Origin of the sequence: Pseudoalteromonas sp. SWXJ133, assembly GCF_015864365.1 — a bacterium.
GTDB classification, from domain to species: Bacteria; Pseudomonadota; Gammaproteobacteria; order Enterobacterales; family Alteromonadaceae; genus Pseudoalteromonas; species Pseudoalteromonas arctica.
This window is the reverse complement of sequence record NZ_JADYXJ010000009.1, coordinates 115,364-137,678: the sequence shown is the minus strand read 5'-3', so window position 1 is coordinate 137,678 and position 22,315 is coordinate 115,364. Positions and strand designations below refer to the sequence as shown.

The 22,315-nt window shown below is 38.4% G+C and carries 19 protein-coding genes; 11 read left to right on the top strand and 8 right to left on the bottom strand.

Features of this window, described 5'->3' with window-relative positions:
• The first annotated feature begins 7 nt into the window (after positions 1–7).
• The 4 genes from I6F40_RS09375 to I6F40_RS09360 are packed head-to-tail and all read left to right on the top strand — an operon-like array spanning position 8 to position 4,391.
• The gene (locus tag I6F40_RS09375) at positions 8–820 is read left to right on the top strand and encodes a hypothetical protein (protein WP_007586790.1); all 813 of its coding nucleotides are present in this window, start codon (positions 8–10) and stop codon (positions 818–820) included.
• Positions 821–1,861, top strand: a complete 1,041-nt coding sequence (locus I6F40_RS09370; protein WP_024608828.1) for an extracellular solute-binding protein — start codon at positions 821–823, stop codon at positions 1,859–1,861.
• Positions 1,861–3,360, top strand: a complete 1,500-nt coding sequence (locus tag I6F40_RS09365) for an ABC transporter permease (RefSeq protein WP_024589223.1) — start codon at positions 1,861–1,863, stop codon at positions 3,358–3,360. Before I6F40_RS09370 ends, I6F40_RS09365 begins: the two co-directional genes overlap by 1 nt.
• Before the next feature lie 14 nt (positions 3,361–3,374).
• The gene (locus I6F40_RS09360) at positions 3,375–4,391 is read left to right on the top strand and encodes an ABC transporter ATP-binding protein (RefSeq protein WP_197192819.1); all 1,017 of its coding nucleotides are present in this window, start codon (positions 3,375–3,377) and stop codon (positions 4,389–4,391) included.
• 90 nt (positions 4,392–4,481) lie between these two features.
• On the opposite strand, the gene I6F40_RS09355 is transcribed toward I6F40_RS09360, so the two are convergent.
• Positions 4,482–4,916: an ATP-binding protein gene (locus I6F40_RS09355; RefSeq protein ID WP_007586798.1), complete on the bottom strand. Its 435-nt coding sequence runs from the start codon at positions 4,914–4,916 to the stop codon at positions 4,482–4,484.
• A gap of 297 nt (positions 4,917–5,213) precedes the next feature.
• Here I6F40_RS09355 and asnS point away from each other — a divergent pair, with 297 nt between their 5' ends.
• Positions 5,214–6,611, top strand: coding sequence for an asparagine--tRNA ligase (asnS, locus tag I6F40_RS09350; protein ID WP_010552735.1), 1,398 nt, complete (start codon positions 5,214–5,216; stop codon positions 6,609–6,611).
• Between the two features lie 140 nt (positions 6,612–6,751).
• Here asnS and I6F40_RS09345 read toward each other — a convergent pair whose 3' ends face one another.
• Positions 6,752–7,678 carry an electron transfer flavoprotein subunit alpha/FixB family protein gene (locus I6F40_RS09345; RefSeq protein ID WP_166376864.1) on the bottom strand — a complete coding sequence of 309 codons (927 nt, stop codon included), beginning with the start codon at positions 7,676–7,678 and terminating at the stop codon, positions 6,752–6,754.
• Positions 7,679–8,428 carry an electron transfer flavoprotein subunit beta/FixA family protein gene (locus I6F40_RS09340; protein ID WP_197192818.1) on the bottom strand — a complete coding sequence of 250 codons (750 nt, stop codon included), beginning with the start codon at positions 8,426–8,428 and terminating at the stop codon, positions 7,679–7,681. It lies immediately after the preceding gene.
• 221 nt (positions 8,429–8,649) lie between these two features.
• On the opposite strand from I6F40_RS09340, the gene I6F40_RS09335 reads away from it, so the two are divergent.
• From I6F40_RS09335 to I6F40_RS09310, 6 genes are all read left to right on the top strand, one after another.
• On the top strand, positions 8,650–10,296 hold the full coding sequence (locus tag I6F40_RS09335) for an electron transfer flavoprotein-ubiquinone oxidoreductase (RefSeq protein ID WP_197192817.1): 1,647 nt from the start codon (positions 8,650–8,652) through the stop codon (positions 10,294–10,296).
• A 132-nt stretch (positions 10,297–10,428) separates the two neighbouring features.
• The gene (locus I6F40_RS09330; RefSeq protein WP_007586808.1) at positions 10,429–10,893 is read left to right on the top strand and encodes an acyl-CoA thioesterase; all 465 of its coding nucleotides are present in this window, start codon (positions 10,429–10,431) and stop codon (positions 10,891–10,893) included.
• Between the two features lie 259 nt (positions 10,894–11,152).
• The gene (locus I6F40_RS09325; protein WP_166376862.1) at positions 11,153–11,722 is read left to right on the top strand and encodes an outer membrane beta-barrel protein; all 570 of its coding nucleotides are present in this window, start codon (positions 11,153–11,155) and stop codon (positions 11,720–11,722) included.
• A gap of 401 nt (positions 11,723–12,123) precedes the next feature.
• On the top strand, positions 12,124–12,828 hold the full coding sequence (gene tsaA, locus I6F40_RS09320; protein WP_197192816.1) for a tRNA (N6-threonylcarbamoyladenosine(37)-N6)-methyltransferase TrmO: 705 nt from the start codon (positions 12,124–12,126) through the stop codon (positions 12,826–12,828).
• Positions 12,829–12,917: 89 nt separating this feature from the next.
• Positions 12,918–14,642, top strand: a complete 1,725-nt coding sequence (locus I6F40_RS09315; protein WP_024589214.1) for a proline--tRNA ligase — start codon at positions 12,918–12,920, stop codon at positions 14,640–14,642.
• A gap of 361 nt (positions 14,643–15,003) precedes the next feature.
• The gene (locus tag I6F40_RS09310; protein WP_197192815.1) at positions 15,004–15,837 is read left to right on the top strand and encodes a UDP-2,3-diacylglucosamine diphosphatase; all 834 of its coding nucleotides are present in this window, start codon (positions 15,004–15,006) and stop codon (positions 15,835–15,837) included.
• Between the two features lie 25 nt (positions 15,838–15,862).
• Here the strand turns inward: I6F40_RS09310 and I6F40_RS09305 are convergent, their stop codons facing one another.
• The 5 genes from I6F40_RS09305 to I6F40_RS09285 form a co-directional block, all read right to left on the bottom strand.
• Entirely contained in the window at positions 15,863–18,922 is a 3,060-nt protein-coding gene (locus tag I6F40_RS09305) for an ATP-binding protein (RefSeq protein WP_197192814.1), read from the bottom strand.
• A gap of 387 nt (positions 18,923–19,309) precedes the next feature.
• Positions 19,310–20,104, bottom strand: a complete 795-nt coding sequence (locus I6F40_RS09300) for a hypothetical protein (RefSeq protein ID WP_197192813.1) — start codon at positions 20,102–20,104, stop codon at positions 19,310–19,312.
• A gap of 95 nt (positions 20,105–20,199) precedes the next feature.
• Positions 20,200–21,363 carry a hypothetical protein gene (locus I6F40_RS09295; protein ID WP_197192812.1) on the bottom strand — a complete coding sequence of 388 codons (1,164 nt, stop codon included), beginning with the start codon at positions 21,361–21,363 and terminating at the stop codon, positions 20,200–20,202.
• An 80-nt stretch (positions 21,364–21,443) separates the two neighbouring features.
• Positions 21,444–21,881 (bottom strand): hypothetical protein, encoded by a 438-nt coding sequence (locus I6F40_RS09290; protein ID WP_197192811.1) that lies wholly within the window; start codon positions 21,879–21,881, stop codon positions 21,444–21,446.
• Positions 21,878–22,300, bottom strand: a complete 423-nt coding sequence (locus I6F40_RS09285; protein WP_197192810.1) for a hypothetical protein — start codon at positions 22,298–22,300, stop codon at positions 21,878–21,880. The genes I6F40_RS09290 and I6F40_RS09285 overlap by 4 nt, the downstream gene beginning before the upstream one ends.
• Positions 22,301–22,315: the final 15 nt, after the last annotated feature.

Here is a 22,315-nt window from a genome sequence, read left to right as displayed (position 1 = left end):
CTTTGCTATGAAATTACTATTTAAACCAGCCAAAACTTTAGGTGCAAGCCTTTTACTAGCCTCGGCGTTTATGGCTCAACCAGTATTAGCTAACGGCCCTATTGGCGAGCATGTTAATCATCTTCAAGCTAACCTTAAAAGTTACGCAGAAGAAGTAGAATGGATGGTAGGCAAAGTTGATACCATGGTAAGCGACTACGACACTAAAGGCGCAAAAGCTGTAAAAACTGATGATTTAATTGAATACTGGGAGTCAGTTAAGTTTCACAGCGCAATAGAAACTAACTTTGTACCGGTATACGCTTCTATTTGGCAGGGTCTTTATGGCGTAAAAATGGCCATTGATAATAAACAGCCTGCTGAGGAAGTTCGTAAACAACAAAAAGCGATGAACATAGCCTTGTGGCAAGGCCTTGGGGCTGTTAAGCTTGCTGCAAAATTCCAGCAAAAAGGCTTGTTAGACACTGTAAAAGCAACCGCTACAAAAGAAATGACACAAAGTGCCACAATTGATGAAATTAAGCACAAATTAGACCGTGTAGTAGCTAAATTTGCTGAGCGTTTACAAGACGAAGCAACTGAAATTGTTCACGATACTTATCTACACCTGTTTGAAGGCGTTGAAGGTACACTTATTGAGCAAGACGCTAACCTAGTTGAAGTGCTGGAAAAAGACTTTAACGTAACACTGCCACTAGCAATTAAAAACAGCAAAAGCGTCGATGAAGTACGCGATGTGATCAGTGATATGCAAACAAAATTAGACCGCGCTAAGGTTTTAATAGAAAAAGCCGAAAAAGCCCGTAAGGATGTATTTTAAGTGAAGCGTAGGACCTTTATTCAAGGCCTAGCTGCGTTAGGGGTGGTTGGCTCATTGCCACTGCCTCTTTCTCGTGCGCTAGCCGCTGATATAGCAAACCCAGTTTCTGTTGATGATTTACCAAAGCTTAAAGGCGAGTTAACCCTTTATTTAGGCCGAGGCGAAGGTGGTTTGTATGAAAACGTATTGCAAGCAATCCAGAAAAAAAATCCAGACTTTAAACTCGGTATACGCCGAGGTCCTACTGCTGCTTTAGCAAATACGATTGTTGCAGAAGCTAAAGCCGGCGTTCGCCGCGCTGATTTATTTTGGGCGGTTGATTCAGGCGCGATTGGTTTAGTAACCGATGCAGGCCTTGCACAACCTATCCCAGGTGATTTATCTGCTCAGTTACAACCACAATTTAGATATAAAGAGTGGGCTCCAGTAACTGGCCGTATTCGTACATTGCCATATAACACGTCGCGTTTGACCAAAGATCAAATTCCAACAAGTATTATGGAAATTGCCGAGAGCGATTTAAGTATTGGCTGGGCGCCCGCCTACGCTTCTTTTCAATCATTTGTAACCGCAATGCGAATTTTAGAAGGCGACGACAAAACTGCTAAGTGGCTTAAAAAGATTAAAAAGCGTGCTAAAACATACGCTGGTGAATTAGGTGTTGTTATGGGCGTTGAACGCGGTGAAGTTGATATTGGTTTTGCTAATCATTATTACACATTGCGTTTAAAATCAGGCAAGCCTGATGCCAAGCTTGATTTAGCATTTACACAAAATGATGCGGGCTGTTTAGTTAATGCATCGGGTGTATTAGCCCTTAACGACGATCCGCTTGCTACTAACTTTATGCGTTACTTACTTAGTAAAGAAGTACAAGGTTACTTAGCCAGTGAAGCGTACGAAATTCCGTTAGTAAATGGTATTACCCAACCTGAGGGTTTACCATCACTTGCTAATATTTCTCCACCTAAAGTAGATTTAACACAGCTTGCTGATTTACGCCCTACTATAGATTTGATGCGTAGCAGCGGCGTATTGTAATGAGAATACCTGCCTCTTATCCAATGGCGCTGCTTGCAGCGCTTGTTGCGCTTACCCCTGTTTATGTATTAATAGTGCTTGCAAGCGATGCAAGCTCAGTGTTTGACACCCACAATCTTCAAATTTTAGGCAACACGTTATCGTTAATGGGTCTGACGGTACTCGGATCTATTTTAATTGGTGTGCCACTGGCGTTTATTAGCGCGTATGTGCATTTGCCATTTAAAAAACTCTGGCTAGTTGTATTTGCGGCGCCGCTGGCAATCCCCAGTTATATTGGCGCGTTTACACTTTATGCTGCTTTTGGCCCCGGTGGCGAAATAAACACCTTAACAGGAATAGAAACACCATCAATGTATGGCCTAACAGGTGCCGCCATTGTAATGACACTTTATACTTTCCCGTTTGTAATGATGACAACTCGCTCATCCCTACTAAGCCTTGATGCAAGCATGGTTAATGCTGCACGAACGCTGGGTATGTCGATGACGCAAAGTATATTTAAAGTTATATTACCGCGCGTAGTTAACGGTATTGCAGCAGGCTCATTGTTAGTCGCCCTTTATACGTTATCAGACTTTGGCACGCCCGCAATGATGCGCTTAGATACGTTTACCCGCGTAATTTACGTTGAATACAACGCTTTTGCGTTAGGGCGCGCAGCCATGCTTTCACTTCAACTCATGGTTATTGTTGGCTTTTTACTTTTAGTTGAATCACAAATAAAAACAGCCCCTGAGCGCCAAGGTCGCCCGTTAATTTTATTCCCAAGCAAACTACAGTTAAGTGCAATATTTATTACGTTTGCACCTGTTTTACTGCTCGCTATTGGCTTGCCTTTGGCTATATTTTCGCTTTGGTTAGCTCGTGATGGTTTTAGCTCATTTGATTTTAATATTGCGTGGAACTCTACGTATGCATCAGGTATTGCGGCAATTGTAGCTGTTATCGTTGCGATCCCCGTTGCACATGCCGCACTTAGTGGAAAAGCGGGTCGTATAATGGAACGTGTTACTTACTTTGGTTTTGGTATTCCGGGTATAGTAATGGGCACAGCGCTTGTTTACGGTGGATTGCAGTTGCCGTTTTTATATCAAACACTGGGATTGCTTATTATTGCTTATATGCTGCGATTTTTACCACTTGCTGTAGGCTCTGTTAGAACAAGCACCGAACACTTAGATCCAAGCTTAGTAAAGTCTGCGCGCGTATTAGGGGCAAGCCCACGTGAAGTATTTACTCGTATAACACTGCCTTTAACAATGCGCGGTATTATTGCCGGTGCAGCACTGGTGTTTTTAGAGTCAATGCGCGAACTAGAAGCCACGCTACTACTTGGCCCAACAGGGTTTGAAACCCTCTCTACCTATTTATGGCGTGTATACGAAGCGGGCTATTTTGGTCGCGCCGCTATTCCTGGATTATTGTTAGTAGTGATATCTGCCTGCGGGTTAGCTATTATGATGTCTGGCGAAAAACGCAACCAGTTTGAACATTAAGGATTTAAGAAACAATGCTATCTGTAAGTCAGTTGTCTATAGATTATGGCAGTAACCGCGTAGTAAGCGATTTAAACTTGTCGCTGGGTGAAAACGAAATCCTTATGCTTGTAGGGCCAACAGGTTGTGGTAAAAGTACAATTTTACAAGCCCTTGCTGGCCTTATACCTATTAGCGAAGGCGAAATAAACACGGGTAAATGGCGCGCTACACCCAAATTAACAATACCTCCTGAAAAACGCAGTGTAGGTATGGTGTTTCAAGATTTTGCATTATTCCCGCATTTAACAGTTGAGCAAAATATTTGCTTTAGGCTAAAAGATACGGCCCCTGCCGAGTATTGGATAAACTTACTTGGACTTACTGATTTTAGAGGCAAAAAGCCCGCAACGCTTTCAGGCGGTCAAAAGCAGCGCGTAGCACTTGCGCGCACCCTAGCCCACCAGCCTGACTTTGTATTACTAGATGAGCCGCTTTCTAACCTTGATGCCGCATTAAAAGATATGCTGCGCTGGGATATAAGAAACGCTCTTAAAGATGCTGGCGTACCTGCTATTTGGGTAACGCACGACCAAGAAGAAGCACTCTCAGTTGGCGATCGTGTAGGTGTGCTTAAAGGCGGGGAAATTCAACAAATTGATACACCCGAGCGCTGCTTTAGTACCCCAAACAATCGCTTTGTGGCTCGTTTTTTAGGTGAAGCCAGCTTTATTAGCGGCCAATTTAGCCAAGGGCAGGCCACTACCTCAATTGGTAATGCGCCAGCTCATGGCGTTGACTGTGAAAGTGGCAACGTTGATGTACTACTTCGACCAGACGATGTGTTACTTGTACAAAGCAGTGTTGGCAATAACGGCGAAGTAATTTGGGTGCGTTTTGAAGGTGGCAGCCGCTTGTGCGCTGTAAAACTTGCGTGCTCTACGGTCGTAACTAGCCGAGTAAGCCATGAAGTTGTGGTAAACCCTGGCGACGAAGTGCATGTATCACTAAGTACCTCGCACCCATTAGCGGTTTATAAACAAAAAGCTTAACTACTTTTTTACTTACATAAACCAAAAAGCCCATATATATGGGCTTTTTAATAGGTATTACTATGTATGTTACTAACTAAATTCGAAGCACTACCACTCGAACATGTAGGCCATTTTGCTTATAGTTTTAAGCGGGACATTATGCGAATTACGTTTAGCATATAAGTGCTGCATTGATTTGTCTTTCACTTCACCCACTATCACTTCTTTTACTTGATAACCTAAAGCAACAGCAGCTTGAGTGTAAGCTATAAATTCCCACTTTTTAATATTGGTGTTATCTACAATTACCAATGGCATACCTTGAGCAAGTGCATTTATAAAGCGCGCTAAATTTAAATTATGAAATTGCGACAATTTAAATTTATCGAAATGATATTCGCCCTGCTCATTAATAAAGTAATCATCAGTTGAGCAGATTAGGTATTGGCTTTCGTCAACTCCACCTAATTCGTCAGCAAGGCTTTGCGCGTAGTAAGACTTACCGCTTCCTGGTAGTCCTCGTAAAATAAAAACTTGTTTCATAGCATCGATTTTTTAAGTGTGAATAAATAGTAATTTGATTTGTTTGTTAATAATGCCACAAAATCATTAAATTTAAGAGCAACAAATCATAATAGTAGCAATTAAACTCTAAAAACTGTTTAAAAATAAACCGCATGCATAAAAACTTTTAAAGAGTTGCCCACAATAGTTTTTTTATTCAACTTTACTAGGTAAGATACAGGGTTCAAGTGCAGCGCCGTTTATGTGCAATTTATGCTCGAGTGCTGCGCACAGTTAAAATAAAATAGTTAGGCAACTTATATCATTGGAGTGAAGATGAGCCATTTAGCGATTTCAGAGCTATTAAAAGGCAATGTTGCGGTAGACAGCCAAGTAACAATTAAGGGCTGGATCCGTACTCGCCGCGATTCAAAAGCAGGAATTTCATTTTTAGCCGTTCATGACGGTTCGTGTTTTGATCCTATTCAAGCGGTAGTTCCTAATTCACTGAATAATTATGATGAAGTTACTAGCTTAACAGCCGGTTGTTCTGTGTCGGTTACTGGTGTTTTAGTACAATCTGCTGGTCAAGGTCAATCTTACGAAATTCAAGCTAATACAGTGACTGTATTAGGTTGGGTAGAGAACCCAGATTCATACCCAATGTCGGCAAAACGTCACAGCATTGAGTACTTACGTGAGCACGCTCACCTTCGCCCTCGTACAAATATGATTGGCGCGGTAACTCGTGTACGTAACTGTTTAGCACAAGCTATTCACCGTTTTTACCACGAGCAAGGCTTTTACTGGATCAGCACGCCAATTATTACGGCAAGTGACTGTGAAGGCGCTGGCGAAATGTTCCGTGTGTCTACGCTTGATATGCAAAACTTACCGCTTACAGACAAAGGCGAAGTTGATTACAGCGAAGATTTCTTCGGTAAAGAAGCATTCCTTACTGTATCTGGCCAGTTAAATGGCGAAACTTACGCGTCTGCAATGTCAAAAATTTACACGTTTGGCCCAACATTCCGTGCAGAAAATTCAAATACATCACGCCACCTTGCAGAATTTTGGATGGTAGAGCCTGAAGTTGCGTTTGCTGATTTAGAAGACATCGCAAAACTTGCTGAAAATATGCTTAAGTATGTGTTTAAAGCGGTACTTGAAGAGCGCCGTGATGACATGGAATTTTTTGCACAACGTGTAGAAAAAACCGCAATTACGCGTTTAGAAGAATTTGTAGAAAAAGACTTCGCACAGGTAAATTACACTGAAGCAGTAGAGATCCTTAAAAACTGTGGTAAAAAGTTTGAGTACGCTGTTGAATGGGGTGTAGATTTACAGTCTGAGCACGAGCGTTACTTAGCTGAAGAGCACTTTAAAGCACCGGTAGTTATTAAAAACTACCCACGTGACATTAAAGCATTCTACATGCGCCAAAACGAAGACGGTAAAACCGTTGCCGCAATGGACATTGTAGCACCAGGTATTGGTGAGATCATTGGTGGTTCACAACGTGAAGAACGCCTTGATGTACTTGATGCACGCTTAGAAGAAATGGGCTTAAACAAAGAAGATTACAGCTGGTACCGCGATTTACGTAAATACGGTAGCGTGCCACACTCAGGCTTTGGTTTAGGCTTTGAACGCTTAGTTGCTTATGTAACAGGTATGGGCAACGTACGTGACGTTATTGCCTTCCCTCGTACTAAAGGCAGCGCAACTTACTAATACTAAGTTAGCCGTTTATAAATACTAAAAACCAGCCAATTGGCTGGTTTTTTTGTGTCTTTAATTTACCGAATAAAAAAGCCGCAGCACTCAAAGAGCACCACGGCTTTCAACCAGAATAAATTTTGCTTAATTAAGCGCTATAAAGCACTTTCGAGCTGTGGCAGTACTTCAAATAAATCTGCGACTAACCCGTAATCTGCAACTTGAAAAATAGGTGCGTCAGGGTCTTTATTAATAGCGACGATTACTTTTGAGTCTTTCATACCGGCTAAATGCTGAATAGCACCGCTAATCCCTACTGCAATGTATAAATTAGGCGCTACAATTTTACCTGTTTGCCCTACTTGCATGTCGTTAGGTACAAAGCCTGCATCAACCGCTGCGCGCGACGCACCAATCGCAGCACCGAGTTTATCGGCAATACCATTAAGTAGTGCAAAGTTTTCACCGTTTTGCATACCGCGACCACCCGATATAACGACAGTGGCAGCCGTAAGTTCAGGTCGTTCAGACTCTGTTTGTTCAACACTTACAAAGCTACTTAATTGCGAATCAGACACTGTATCAATGCTTGTTATAGCCGCTGCTGATTGCTCGCCTTGTAAATCAAAGCTACTGGCACGTACGGTAATTACTTTTTTACTGTCGAGTGATTTAACCGTTGCGATTGCATTACCTGCATAAATTGGACGTTTAAATGTATCGGCGTCCACTACTGCGATAATTTCAGAAATTTGCGCAACATCTAATAACGCAGCAACACGTGGCATAAAGTTTTTACCTGTTGTCGTTGCACTTGCAACAATGTGGCTGTAGTTGTCGCTAAGCGATAAAACTAAATCGGTCATGCTCTCAGCTAACTGATGTTCATAAACGCTATTATCGGCAACTAAAACATTAGCTACGCCATCAATGCTGGCCACTTGTGAGCTCATTGCGCTTAGGCTGTTCCCTGCAATAAGCACATCAACAGGAAAACCCATTTTTACTGCAGCGTTAATAGTTTTTGAGGTTTCTGGTTTTAAGGCACCGTTGTCGTGCTCTGCAATTACGAGTGTTTTCATTTAAATCACCTTTGCCTCTGTTTTTAATTTTTCTACAAGCTGTGCAACGTCTTCAACAATAATTCCTGCGGTACGTTTAGCTGGCTCTTCTACACTTATTAATTGAATACGCGGTGTTAAATCAACACCAAGCGAATCAGCTGCTATTACTTCAAGCGGCTTACGTTTAGCTTTCATAATATTTGGCAGTGATGCGTAACGAGGCTCGTTTAAGCGTAAATCAGTTGTAACAACCGCCGGTAAATTAAGTGCTATCGTTTGCAGGCCCCCATCAACTTCGCGGGTCACGTTTACTTTGCCATTTTCAATAACAACCTTGGATGCAAATGTACCCTGGCCACGTTTAGTTAAAGCCGCTAGCATTTGACCTGTCTGGTTATTATCTGAATCGATTGACTGTTTACCTAAAATTACAAGTTCAGGAGATTCTTGCTCTACAATTTTAGCGAGTAGCTTTGCAATATGGAGTGACTCGAGCTTTTCATCGGTTTCGATGTGAATGGCTTTGTCGGCACCCAGTGCTAATGCTGTGCGCAATTGCTCTTGCGATGCTTTAGGACCAATAGTAACAGCAACAACTTCACTGGCTGTACCTGCTTCTTTAAGGCGAATGGCTTCTTCTATAGCAATTTCACAAAACGGGTTCATTGCCATTTTTACGTTAGTTAAATCAACGTCGCTGTTATCACTTTTAACGCGTGCTTTTACGTTGTAATCAATCACTCTTTTTATTGGTACGAGAACTTTCATAGGAACTCCATAATTATTTAAACCTACAAGGTAACGTGCACGTCAACTTATTTATTTTATGAAATTAGACTACTTCCTGTTGACGTAAACGTCAACCTAAAATAACCTTTAACTATTCACAGTCTGTAACGTTTAATTTGCAAGGTTAAAAATAGGCTGTACACCTTATTTAAATGCGTAGTAAACATTCGAATAAGTCCGTCATAGATAAAGAGGTTATTATGGTCGAACGTGAAACCATGGAATTTGATGTAGTAATTGTTGGCGCTGGACCTGCGGGGCTTTCAAGTGCAATTAAACTAGCGCAATTAGCACAAGAAAAACAACAAGAGTGCACGATTTGCGTAGTCGAAAAAGGTTCCGAAGTAGGTGCACATGTACTCTCTGGCGCTGTTTTTGAAACCAAAGCTTTGGATGAACTGCTACCAAATTGGCAAGCGCTTGGCGCACCGGTTACAACCAAAGTAACTAACGATGAAATTTATTGGTTTAATAACGAGCAAAAAGCAACATCAATCCCCCACTTTGCAACACCAAAAACATTTCATAATGATGGTAACTACATTGTATCTATGGGGAATGTATGTCGATGGCTTGCAGAGCAAGCTGAAAGCTTAGGCGTAGAGATATTCCCGGGGTTTAGCGCACACTCTTTAATAATTGAAGACGAAGCAGTAAAAGGGATTATTACTGGCGATATGGGTGTCGACAAAGACGGGAATGAAAAAGACGGTTATATGCCTGGCATGGAGCTTCGCGCAAAATACACTATTTTTGCAGAGGGCTGCCGAGGTCATTTAGGTAAGCAGCTAATTAATGAGTTTGCGCTTGATGCAGATTCATCACCGCAGCATTACGGTTTAGGCTTTAAAGAAATTTGGCAAATAGATAAAAGTAAACATGAACTTGGCAAGGTAGTTCATGGTACAGGTTGGCCTCTTAGCGGCGATACTAATGGTGGTGCATTTATGTATCACAGTGAAAACAATCAAGTTGTTGTTGGTTTAATTGTTGATTTAAATTACTCAAATCCGCATTTAAGCCCGTTCGATGAGTTTCAGCGAATGAAGCATCACCCTGTATTTAAAAATGTACTTGAAGGCGCTGAACGCATTGCTTACGGTGCACGTGCTATTGCTAAGGGCGGCTTGCATTCATTACCAAAAATGCATTTTGCTGGTGGCTTAATTATAGGGTGCGATGCAGGCACACTTAATTTTGCAAAAATTAAAGGTAATCACACCGCAATGAAATCGGGAATGATTGCCGCTGAGGTTATTTTTGAAGCATTGCAAAATGAGCTGGCAAATACCGATTTAACTTGTTATCAAACTGCGTTTGAGAAATCGTGGGCATATAAAGAGCTATATCAATCTCGTAACTTTGGCCCTGCTATGCACAAACTCGGTAAGTTTATAGGGGGGGCGTATAACACGCTTGATCAAAACATTTTTAATGGTGGTTTACCGTTTACGTTTAAAGATAATACGCCCGATCACTCGACCCTTGTTGACGCTAACGCCGCTGACAAAATTGCATATCCAAAACCAGATGGACAATTGAGCTTTGATAAACTCTCGAGCGTGTTTTTATCAAATACTAACCACGAAGAATCACAGCCGTGTCATTTAAAGCTTAAAGATGCGTCGATTCCTATTAACGTAAACCTAATTAAATTTGATGAACCCGCACAACGTTATTGCCCAGCAGGCGTTTACGAAGTACAAGAAATATCAGGCAATAAAGAGTTTGTTATTAACGCCCAAAACTGTGTGCACTGTAAAACCTGCGATATTAAAGACCCAAGCCAAAACATTACATGGGTAACCCCAGAAGGCGCTGGTGGACCAAACTACCCTAATATGTAACTAAATTATGCTTTATATACACATATAGTCACTTTTTTTACATATAAATTATAAACATATCCTAAATTGCAGGGGCTTCGGCCCCTTTTTTACGTTATGCTAATAGTAGTTTTAATAATAAGAGTGTTATCTATGCCGTCGTCAAAAGTTGTTTTTCGTTTTTTAGCAGAGCCTACCGATGTTAATTTTGGTGGTAAAGTTCATGGTGGGGCCGTCATGAAATGGATTGACCAAGCAGGCTATGCATGTGCTGCGGGTTGGAGTGGTCACTACTGCGTAACGGTTTCGGTTGCGGGTGTTAAATTTAGACGCCCTATTCTAGTAGGTCAAATAGTCGAAGTAGAAGCTAAAATTGCCCATACGGGTAGAAGTAGTATGCAAATATTTATACAAGTGCGTTGTGGCGATCCAAAAACACAAAACATGGTTGAAACAAATCATTGTGTTATCAGCTTTATTGCAATGGATGAAACGGGCTACCCTATAGAAGTGCCTTCTTTTAAAGCTGTAACAGAAGAAGATATTAAATTAGAAAATTACGCTATAAAAATGAAAGAAATAGCAATTGAAACAGAAAACTTGCTTCATACAGTGTAATTACTAGTTTAAATAAAGTCAGGCTATGTAAAAAACTCATTATACTTTGTAAAAGATACAACTTATTTTAGAGTACTCAATTACACAAAAGTTCACTTTGATTATAAAACACGCTAAACACCTTAAAAACCAATACAAAAGAATTAATTAAGGCGTGTTTTTAATCCATTTTAATATTGGCACGCTCGCTGCAAGTAGATAATTGAGGTTTGATTAATGAAATCAAGCATTTGATTATTTTTTGTAAAGGAGCTATTCAATGATTAAAACACTTTCTCTTTCAGCTATTGCACTAGCAACAATGGGTTTTAACTCTGCAGCACACGCTGATATTTCTGATTTCGATTCTCCACGTATCTATACAGGTATTGGTTACGGTCAATATTCTTTTGAGTTTGAAGATAGTGATAACGACACTGACTTTGACGACGATGCGCAAATGCTTAAAGGCTATGTTGGGGCACAATTTAACGAGTACTTAAGCTTAGAGCTTGCTTATCAAGACTTTGATGAAGTAAGTGATATTAGCAGTAAAGCTGAAGTTGATGGCGTATCGCTTGCCGCACGCTTAGGCTATCCAATAACAGAGAGCTTTTCTGTGTACGCAAAGGGCGGTTGGCTTGAGTGGGATGCTGATTACACACAAGACTTACCAGTAGGTAGTGTATCAGCGTCTACAGATGGTGGTGATGCATTTTACGGTGCAGGTATTGAATACGCGCTTACAACAAATGTACAATTTCGTTTAGAGTACGAGCGCTATAAACTTGATGACGATATTGACCCAGATATGGATGTAGCGTCTGTATCAGTTCAATACATGTTTTAATTAGTCTTTAGCATGTATAAAAGGTAAGCCCAAGGGCTTACCTTTTTTGTTTTAGGCTCTTTTTAAATATATTAATATAAACCACACAGTCTAATGAATAATTTTAAACCGTTTGGTCTATAATGCCAAGTGCATTAAATAATTGTTCTATTGTAGCACTAAGAAAATAGCGTAATAACAAGGCAAAATTATAATATATAGTTGTTATCACAAATTGCTCCCTGCATTGCTCTACCTCTTTCATCCATGCAGTCAACTATGAATAATTCCTAACAAAGTAAGTGCGCTATTTAATGCAGTAAAATAATCATATTGGTATACGCAATAAACTTGCTTACATTAATGCCATAAATGCTAAATGCGGGTAGAATAGCGCTCTATTTTATTTGTACCCGAGTACTATGAGCGATTATACCATTTCGGCTATTGGCCACATTCAATCTCCTTATAAACAAAAGTTTGCTATACCTAGGCAACCACGTTTAGTGCCACAAGCTAAAGCAAAGCTTATATTTGCCCCCGATTTTAATCGCGAAGAGTTTGTACGTGGTTTAGATGAATTTACTCATATTTGGTTGTTATTTCGTTTTCATGAAACAGCTGATAAAGGCTATTCTGCTATGGTGCGCCCGCCTCGTTTGGGTGGCAATGAGCGAAAAGGTGTATTTGCGACCCGTGCTACATTCAGACCAAACGCAATTGGAATGAGCGCCGTAAAACTTGAAGGTATTGAATATAAAAACGGACAACTTAGCTTATTACTCGCTGGCATTGATTTACTTGATGGCACACCGATTATTGACATAAAACCGTATTTGCCGTATTCAGACTCTATGCAGGCTGCAAGTGCTGGCTTTGCTGACACGCGCCCAGAAACACAAATGACGGTTGAATTTAGCCCTCAAGCAATTGAGTTTGTTAATGCGCAAACACAATACCCAAATTTACATGATTTTATTGCCAATGTTTTAAAACAAGATCCCCGCCCTGCATATAAAAAACAAAAAGACGGCGAGCAGAGCTATGGTATGACTTTGTATAATTATAATATTCGCTGGCAAGTCAATGGCGAGCATAACGTAGTAACAAGCATAGAAAAAAACTAAATAACTCAGTTAGCGCTTTAGTGTAAAAGCATCCGCTGGTAAACTTAAGCTCTATTAAAAGAATATAATTACTCTATTTCGGAAAAAACATGCGTACAAGCCAATATATACTCGCAACACTTAAAGAAACGCCATCAGATGCTGAAATCGTATCGCATCAGTTAATGCTTAGAGCCGGTATGATCCGTCGCGTCGCTTCGGGTTTATACACTTGGTTACCCTCTGGTTTACGCGTGCTACGTAAAGTAGAAAACATTGTACGTGAAGAGATGGACAAAGCGGGTGCAATTGAAATGCTAATGCCTGTTATTCAACCTGCTGATTTGTGGGAAGAGTCTGGCCGTTGGAATGAATTTGGTCCTGAGCTTATGCGCTTTACAGACCGTCATAACCGTACATTTGCACTTGGCCCAACACACGAAGAAGTAATAACTGATTTCGTACGTAAAGAAATAAGCAGCTACAAGCAATTACCAGTTACTTTATACCAAGTACAAACTAAAGTACGCGACGAACGTCGTCCTCGTTTTGGTGTAATGCGTGCTCGTGAATTTACAATGAAAGATGCCTACTCTTTTCACTTAAGTGAAGAGTGTTTAGATGCGACTTATCAAGCGATGCACAAAGCATACTGTAACATTTTTGAGCGTTTAGGCCTTGATTACCGCCCTGTTATAGCCGATACAGGCTCTATTGGCGGTAGCGTATCGCACGAGTTTCATGTACTTGCTGAGTCGGGCGAAGATGCCATTGCATTTAGTGACGGCAGTGATTACGCCGCTAATATTGAAAAAGCAGAAGCACTGGCACCAAGCGAGCCCCGCCCTGAAGCATCAAAAGAGCTTAAAGCGTTTCCAACGCCTGACGCTAAAACGATTAACGAGCTTAAAAAACACTACGGTGTTAAGCCACATCGCGGTGTTAAAACGTTAATTGTTTATGGTACGCCTGATGAAAACGAAGTACGCGGTTTAGTAGCCTTAGTACTGCGTGGCGATCACGAATTAAATGAACTAAAAGCAGAAAAGCACCCATTAGTAGACTCTCCGCTTGAAATGGCAACAGAGGCAGATATTGTTGCTGCTATTGGCGCAAAACCTGGCTCATTAGGTCCGGTTGGCTTATCAATGCCTATTATTGTTGATAGAGCCGCCAACATACTTGCTGATTTTGTTGCCGGTGCAAATAAAGACGATGAGCATTACAGCGGTATTAACTGGGATCGTGACGTAACAGATTACGAAGTTGCTGATATTCGTAATATTGTTGAAGGCGATATGAGCCCATGTGGCCAAGGCGTTTTACAAATTAAACGTGGTATTGAAGTAGGTCATATTTTCCAACTTGGCACTAAATACTCAGAAGCGATGAAAGCGGGTGTATTAAACGAAGGTGGTAAAAACCAAACCATGACTATGGGTTGTTACGGTATTGGTGTTTCACGTATTGTTGCTGCTGCTATTGAGCAGAACAACGATCAATACGGGATCATTTGGCCAAAATCAATCGCGCCATTCGATTTAGCTATTGTTCCAATGAACATGCACAAATCGCATCGTATTCCTGATATTGCTAATAACCTTTACCAAGGTTTAAAAGATGCAGGTCTTGATGTGTTATTTGATGACCGTAAAGAGCGCCCTGGCGTTATGTTTAACGATATGGAACTCATTGGTGTGCCATTTACGCTAGTAATTGGTGAGCGTAACCTTGACGAAAACAAAGTTGAGCTTAAAAACCGCCGTACAGGTGAAAAGCTAATGATTGATATCGATACAGCAATTGATGCAATTAAAGCAGCCGTTAAAGGTTAAGCTAAAAATACTTATAAGTAATTTTAAAACCGCTTTTTAAAAGCGGTTTTTTTATACCTAAATTTTATGTGTGTTATTTAGCTTTAGTATTACTGTCGTATAATTGTCATTTTTATTCCCTAAAGTATTTAACCTGAACTCTGGATAATAAATCTATCTCGAGCAGCTATTTTCAGCGCTAACTGCGTTGAATTTACTTGCAATAGGCTCGCTATTGACCCGTAAATTCGCCTTGTTTTCACTGAAAATCTCTGGCTAGAGAAAATAAATTTAAATATCACCATGATTCAATACCTTAGTAAATCTCTTAACCAGAGTTCAGGTTATTTAACTATTACACTCGATACTTTAGGGAATGAAAATGAGTAATGGCGCAAACACTAAGAAGCAACACTACCCTACTATTTGGATATCTGATGTTCATTTAGGTTACAAAGACTGTAAAGCAGATTACTTACTCGATTTTTTAAACTCGGTAGAATCCGATACACTTTATTTAGTGGGTGATATTATTGATTTATGGTCAATGAAACGTCAGTTTTATTGGCACCCTTCGCATTATCAAGTATTAAACTCTATACAAAAAAAAGCAGCTAGCGGTACACGCGTCATTTATATTCCCGGTAATCATGACGAAACGTTTAGAAACTATATAAATCAAACGTTATTTGGTATTGAAATCCACCAGCAGTTTATTCACACCACTAAAGCTAATAAACGTTTTTTACTCGTACACGGTGATGATTTTGATTCCGCGACACGCTATAACAAACTTATTAGTATCGCGGGTAATGCAGGGTACGACTTTTTATTATTTTTAAACCGCTGGACCAATCGTATTCGAAAGCTATTTGGTGGTAATTACTACTCGCTTGCATCATGGATAAAAGCTCGCGTACACAAAGCACGTGAAGCAATTAAAGCCTTTGAAGATGCCGCAATTCATGAAGCTAAAAAACAAAACGTAGACGGTATTATTTGTGGACACATTCATCATCCCAAAATAAAAGTAGATGACGGAATTATGTATTGTAACGATGGAGACTGGATTGAGAGTTGTACGGCGCTGGTAGAGCAGCAAGATGGAAAAATTGAATTACTACATTGGTCAGACACACAAACCGTACTCGATAGCGCCGACATAACAAAGTTAAATATATCAACTGATACTAAACCAAAAAAATCAGCTGCATAAGCAGCAGATTCTCATTTAATAACGATTAACTTAGCCAGGTGATTAACTTATCTTTCAGCGTTACTGGCTTGATTGGTTTAGTAATATAGTCGTTCATGCCTGCAGTTAAACAACGTTCTCTATCACCTTCCATCGCGCTTGCTGTCATAGCAATAATAGGTATGTAAGTGTAGTCTACCCCGGCCTTACTATTTCTGATTTCACTTGTTGTATCGTAGCCGTTTAAATTAGGCATTTGGCAATCCATTAAAATAACATCAAAAGCTTGCTCTGTGTTTTCTCTCAATGCTTCTAATGCTTCTACACCGTCTGATGCACAGGTGATTTTTACTTTTGTACGTTTTAAAATCGCCTTAGCTACTTCAATATTAATCATATTATCGTCTACTAATAATATATGATAAGCAGATAGGTCTGGCTCTACTTGTTCTTCTGTTAAGCCTTTTGGTGGCGCTATAATGCAATCATTACTGGCACCAAATAAGCTGGCTAACTTATAGCTAAATTGATCTTGGGTAAGCGGTTTATTTAGAATGTGGCTACCCTCAGGTAATATCATTTTAGTCGGTTTATCGGTCACCATGTCGCGTAAAATTAAGACGTACTTTTTATTAAACTGTTTACAGTAATCAATTAACGCATCAATTTGAGGATGCTCATCATCAATCAATAATAAGTCAGCCTCAAACTCTTTATGCTCACTAAAGTAGTCAAGCCTAACTATATTCTCAGCATTTACTTTACAGGTAAGTAGTAATAAATCGCACACGTTTTTATAAACGTTATCGCGCGCTATTAATGCCGCTACGTTAATACTTGTAGCAAGCTCAATACCTGTGTTTAGTTTTTTCTCTTGTGCTACATGTAGCTCAACTGTTGCGGTAAAGGTACTACCAGCTCCCTTTTCACTTATAACCGTAATATTACCACCCATTAACTGAGCAAGTTTTTTACATATAGATAAGCCTAAGCCTGTACCACCAAAATGACGGGTTGTACTTGAATCTTCTTGTGTAAACACTTCAAATAGTTTGTCTATGTTCTCTGGCGCTATACCAATTCCGGTATCTTTTATTGTAAAGCTCATTAATAACTTTGAGTCGGTAATGTACTTGGAGCCGACAGTTAAACTTACTTCACCTCGGTGGGTAAATTTAAATGCATTATTAACTAAGTTAATTAAAATTTGTTTTAGTCGATGGCTGTCGCCAATAACCATTCTGTCTACTACATCTTTTGTATCTAAGAATACTTCAAGACCTTTGCGCTGGCCCTGTAACGCTAAAGAGCTAATCATATCGCTACATACTGTAACAACATCAAATGTATGATTATCAATATCAAGCTTACCCGCTTCTATTTTAGAAAAATCGAGAATATCGTTAATCAGGTTCATCAGAGAGTTAGCACTGCTATTAGCTAATTTTAAGTAATGGTATTGTTGTTCACTTAAGCCATCTTCTTTGAGCATTTCAAGCATACCCAAAACGCCATTCATCGGTGTGCGTATTTCGTGAGATATATTTGCTACAAAGTCACTTTTTGCTTGGCTCGCTGCTAATGCTTGATCAATTGCGCGCTCTAGCTCAATAGTCCTTTGTGATACTTTTAGCTCTAAAGTACTGTTTAAGCCTTCAAGCTCTGATTGAGTATTTTTTAATGAGCTAATATTTCTTAAAATAGCCGCTACCTGATAACGGTTATTGTAGACATCAAAAATACTACTGAGCGTAATTGAAAAGTATTGTTTGTTGCCATAACCATCTGTGTAGATAGCTTCAAAGGGCATTTTTGCTCCGTTTGAAATAGTCTCTTCTATACAGTTATTATCGGCCTCATTTAAGTCAAATAAAGAAACAAAGTCAGGGCTAATGCCTGAAATTGAATTACCGAAAACCTCTTTAGCTGTATTATTAAAGTGAACAATTTCGCCGTTTTTCTCAATTGTAAAAATAGCATCCAGAGAATTTTCTATTACTTTATTGTTTTGCTCTTTTAGAGAATTAATTAACAACTTACGGTTTATAAAACGTTGGTATAAAAAGGCAATAACTAAAAATACGCTAAAAAATACCACTAGCATTGCAATAAAATTTTGACGCCTCTCGTTCACCTTTGCAAACAACGTTTTAGTATCAATACTCACACCAAGCTCTAAAGGTAACATCGCAATATCACCATCAAGCGAAATACGCTTTTTTAACGTGTAAGCAATTGGGTAATTACTTATTGGTAAAGTGCCTTGCTCTGCCATTGTGGTTTCAGTAGAAAATTCTTCAGTCCATGTTTTTGCTTTATTAAATTCAAAACCGAAGCGTAATTGAGGGGTTGGATGATATAAAAATTCACCTTCATTATTCATTAGGTAAATTTGTGTTCCTTGTGGAGATTCAACCGTCAAACTTTTTATTAATTTATCAGCAAAGTAGTTAGTGACCAATATTGCAAAAATTTTATTTTTTTCATCAAAAACAGGTTTAGCTACACGAAAAGTACTTATATAAGGTTCTTGTATCTGCCCATTTTCACGGTTGTAGTTAATAGGAGAAATATAAACACTTTTATTATCGAGCATACTCGCTTTTATCATGTAATCGCGTTGGCCTTTCTTTTGTAATTGCAGACCTTGCAGTCGATTAATTTCTCCGAGTTGGTTTCGATCAACTCTGACAACTTCTTGTCCACCATCTTCGAGCGTAATATAGCGAGCTTGCAATATACTGTCATCAGTCTGCATAAAGCCTGTAAAAATACTTGCTAAACGCTCTTGCCAAACATCAATGGGCGTTCCAAGAATTGGATCAATCAGTTTATTTTCTTTTGCGCGGGTAATACCTTGAATAGGAGGAGTTGCATCTAAAAAGCGGATTGCGGTAACACTATCTTTAAGGTGTTTTTTTAGTGAAAGGCTTTTTGTTTCAAGCTCACGTTTTAATTCTATTTGAGCTGAATGGTAAACATCACTTCTTACTTTTTGATCGAACATGTATAGAGAAGGCAAAGCTATAAGAACAAATATTATTGTTGCAACGAGCATTAATTTATTATTTTTTGTTACATTCAACAAAATATTTCTTTTTAACATTTACTTCACCACTAGATTTTAATACCGCTATTATAGAGCAATAAAAGCTAAAAAGGACCCCGAGACTAATCAGTTATGACTATTAATTTACGCCTTTAGCGTAAAAAAATACTAAATCATTAGTTTTAATCCCACATAAATAACAGATAGCGGTATAAATAACGTTCTAAATGATTAGGTTTATTTTTCAAAATTTTAGCAGTGCGCAATCCCTTTTTTAAAAAATAAGGTAACGACAATGCAGCTTAAAAAAACAACAGATATAGAGGGGGATTCATTCAAAAATTTAATTCTATGATGAGTATCATTGAAAACGGCCCATAACTTACTGACAACAGACTCCTTTAAAAGAACCAACTAGTCCTATAAGGCTTATTATATGTGTATTCACTCTATAACGCCTGTTTCCTTAGCAATACTCTCTAAATTCTTCAAAAATTGAATCGATTCATGAGTTATGTCTTTGACCTTAAACTGCGCTTTTATTTCGAGTTCACCTTCATCTATTACACTGTTACTAACAGTCTTTAAAGAAACGGCTTTCCCTTCATTATACAATGTGATTTCAGTCGGCATTTTATTTGTGTCGTACTTAAATTTACGCATGAAATCTATTAAAGGCACATCTAAAAAACCAACAAATGCTTTTCCAAAATAAGTATCTTCTCGTGCTCGCTTTAAAAGCCAAGTATATTCAGCAGATGATATAAATTGGTTTGGGAATGAACTCGTCTTTACTGTTTGGACTTTTTCATCATCAAAATACCCTATAAATAAATTATCGCCTTCCTTTTCGTAGGCAATATAATTATTAGGGTCGTTTTTAGGATCAAGACTCATTTCATAAATTTGTTCTTTAGTAAATCCTGGCGCATATTTCATCATATCAGTAAAAGCTTTATCACTATTTTCTTTATTTAAAGCATAATCTAATCTGTATGCGATATTTTTTTGATGATCTAAAATATATTGGCCATCATCTTTAATAGTCATTTCTGTAAAGGTTTTATTTGGCAAAACATAGTCTGTACGAAGGTATTTATCGGTGACTTTTATTTTTATGTATGCAAAATGATTTAACTCTTTAGTTACTTGATAATTGAGTGAAAGGTTATTTTTCGCGTGTGCAGAACAACATAAACTTGCAGTGAGTAATATTATAAATTTAAATATATTTTTCAAAACCTTATCCTTAAAATTTAATGGTTAAAAAGCTACATAACTACAATGGCTTATAATTAACACTATCAGTAACCCAACACTAAATACAGTACCTATTAAAGAGATATAACTTTTGGCAGAGCAGTAGCAAGTATAATGAGTATAAATAACAAAACGAATAATCCCATATGAAGTTTAATTGGATAAACCATTTGGCTTGTTCTGTCTAATGAGACTGGGTATTTATATTTTAATAATGAGAACACAAGTGCTTTAGTATCAACACTATAATGCGATAGTGCAATGCTCTGCCCCTTTGTTGTATTGAATACCAGTGAAATTAAATACGGCCTTTTAGTTTTTCTTCCAATTGAGCCTTCAACTGAGTTGTAATCGTAATTCCACTTAGCCTCAATACTAATAATATCCTGTTTAGTTAATATTCGTGGTGTTTTATCAGTGAATAGTAACGCGGGTAAATAAAGCTCGTCATCGTTTACTATGATGGAGCTTAAGGGCGCTGTTTTTATAAAATAGTATTTATTACAAACAATTACCCTAGCAAAGTAATAACTTACATAAGTTATTACTAAGAATGCTAAAGATGGTTTCCAATTTTGTGATGAAAACGCAATAAATAATGTAAGCAAAGCAAAACACACTACGATAAAATGAACTAAGTTTTTCTTACTATCAGGGAGCGGCAGCGCGCACCTGAGGATAGGAATATTATTTTTAGCCTCCGCATTACCCAAAATATTATGTTGCGGAAATATTTTTGTAAATTTGCTCACCGTTGCTGAGTTTGTTTTTTCAGCCTCGGCCTCTTCTCGTTTAGCTGTATAAACGCGCTCAACGGTTGACAGCTTACTTACTACTAAATGCGCTTGTTTGGCTTGCCTAAAACACCTAAACGTATAAGTGCTCAATTTGCCTTGTACTGAGGTGTAATTAATATCTATGATATTTATAGCTTTATCTGCTCTAAACGATATTGTGTTTATACTGTTTGTATCAATGGTATGGTGGCTAAACGTGAAGATTTTTTTCTTAAAAAAATAAGCGCCTAACTTTATATCTATTTGATTATTGTGTTCATCAAATTTTAATCGATGTTGAAACATCAAAAGCGCAATAATTAATAAAACATCAAGCCCATCACTTGTATCAAAAATCAAACCTTGACTTAAAACACCTAATACAAGCCCTGCTACAGTTAGCCAAATGAGTAACCATTTAATCGTTTCTAATAGTGATTTTAATATAATTGATTTAGCCAAAATTCCCTCTTTAAATAAAAAGAGCATGCTTAATTGCATACTCTCATAGTATATAAATACTTAAGGTATTCAAAAACTAATTAACTAGACGCAACAATTATTATCCAGCCATCTTCTTCTGTTTTTTCAAAAGCGCAACCCGTAGAGTAACTACGTTTATCACCTGATTTAGCTTCAATCCTAACGGAAGCATTTTTTTTAGGTGCTTTAGTAGATATTTTAATAGAGGTAATTTCAAAATTAGGATCTTGTGCATACTCCTGAAACTTCTCAGCTTCTTTACTCAAATATGCAATCGCGCGTTTTTGTTCGTCTTCCGTATCTTTAAAATGCTTTGGTACAAAAGACATCAAGGTATCAATGTCTTTATCAGCTTTTGCTTGTCTAAACTCTTCGCATTTTTTTATAAATAATGGATCTTGATTATCCTTAGCAGGCAAATTTACGTTAGATTCATCAGCAAATGCTGCTGTACTTAATACCATAATGCTAAAAAGGGCTATTAATTGTGATTTCATTTAAAATCCTTTGTTAACGGAACAAATAAGGGGGATGTTGTGTAAATATTAAGCTTTTCACTTTTATTGTTCTGCTCTGTAGCAGTGGCGTCCATTGTAAATTCAAAACCGCCCTCAACTGGTTTCCAAGTAAAACTGTCTACATCAGGAGGACCAGATAAAATTCGTCCTTCTTTATTAATACATGCTAAACCTTTTAATAAGCTTTCTTCGTTTTCTAGCGCCCACAAGTCCTTTCCCATTACAGACAAGAGGATGGTGCAACTATGCTTACTACTTTCTATATCTACATCATATATTAACATGTCACCTGATTGAAACTTAACAGAATTTTTAACAACAGCCGTTACTGAATGGGAATCTACACACCCTTGCAAAAATAATGAGCTGAGCAATACACACATGGTTTTTTTTAACATAACGTTCCTTATATA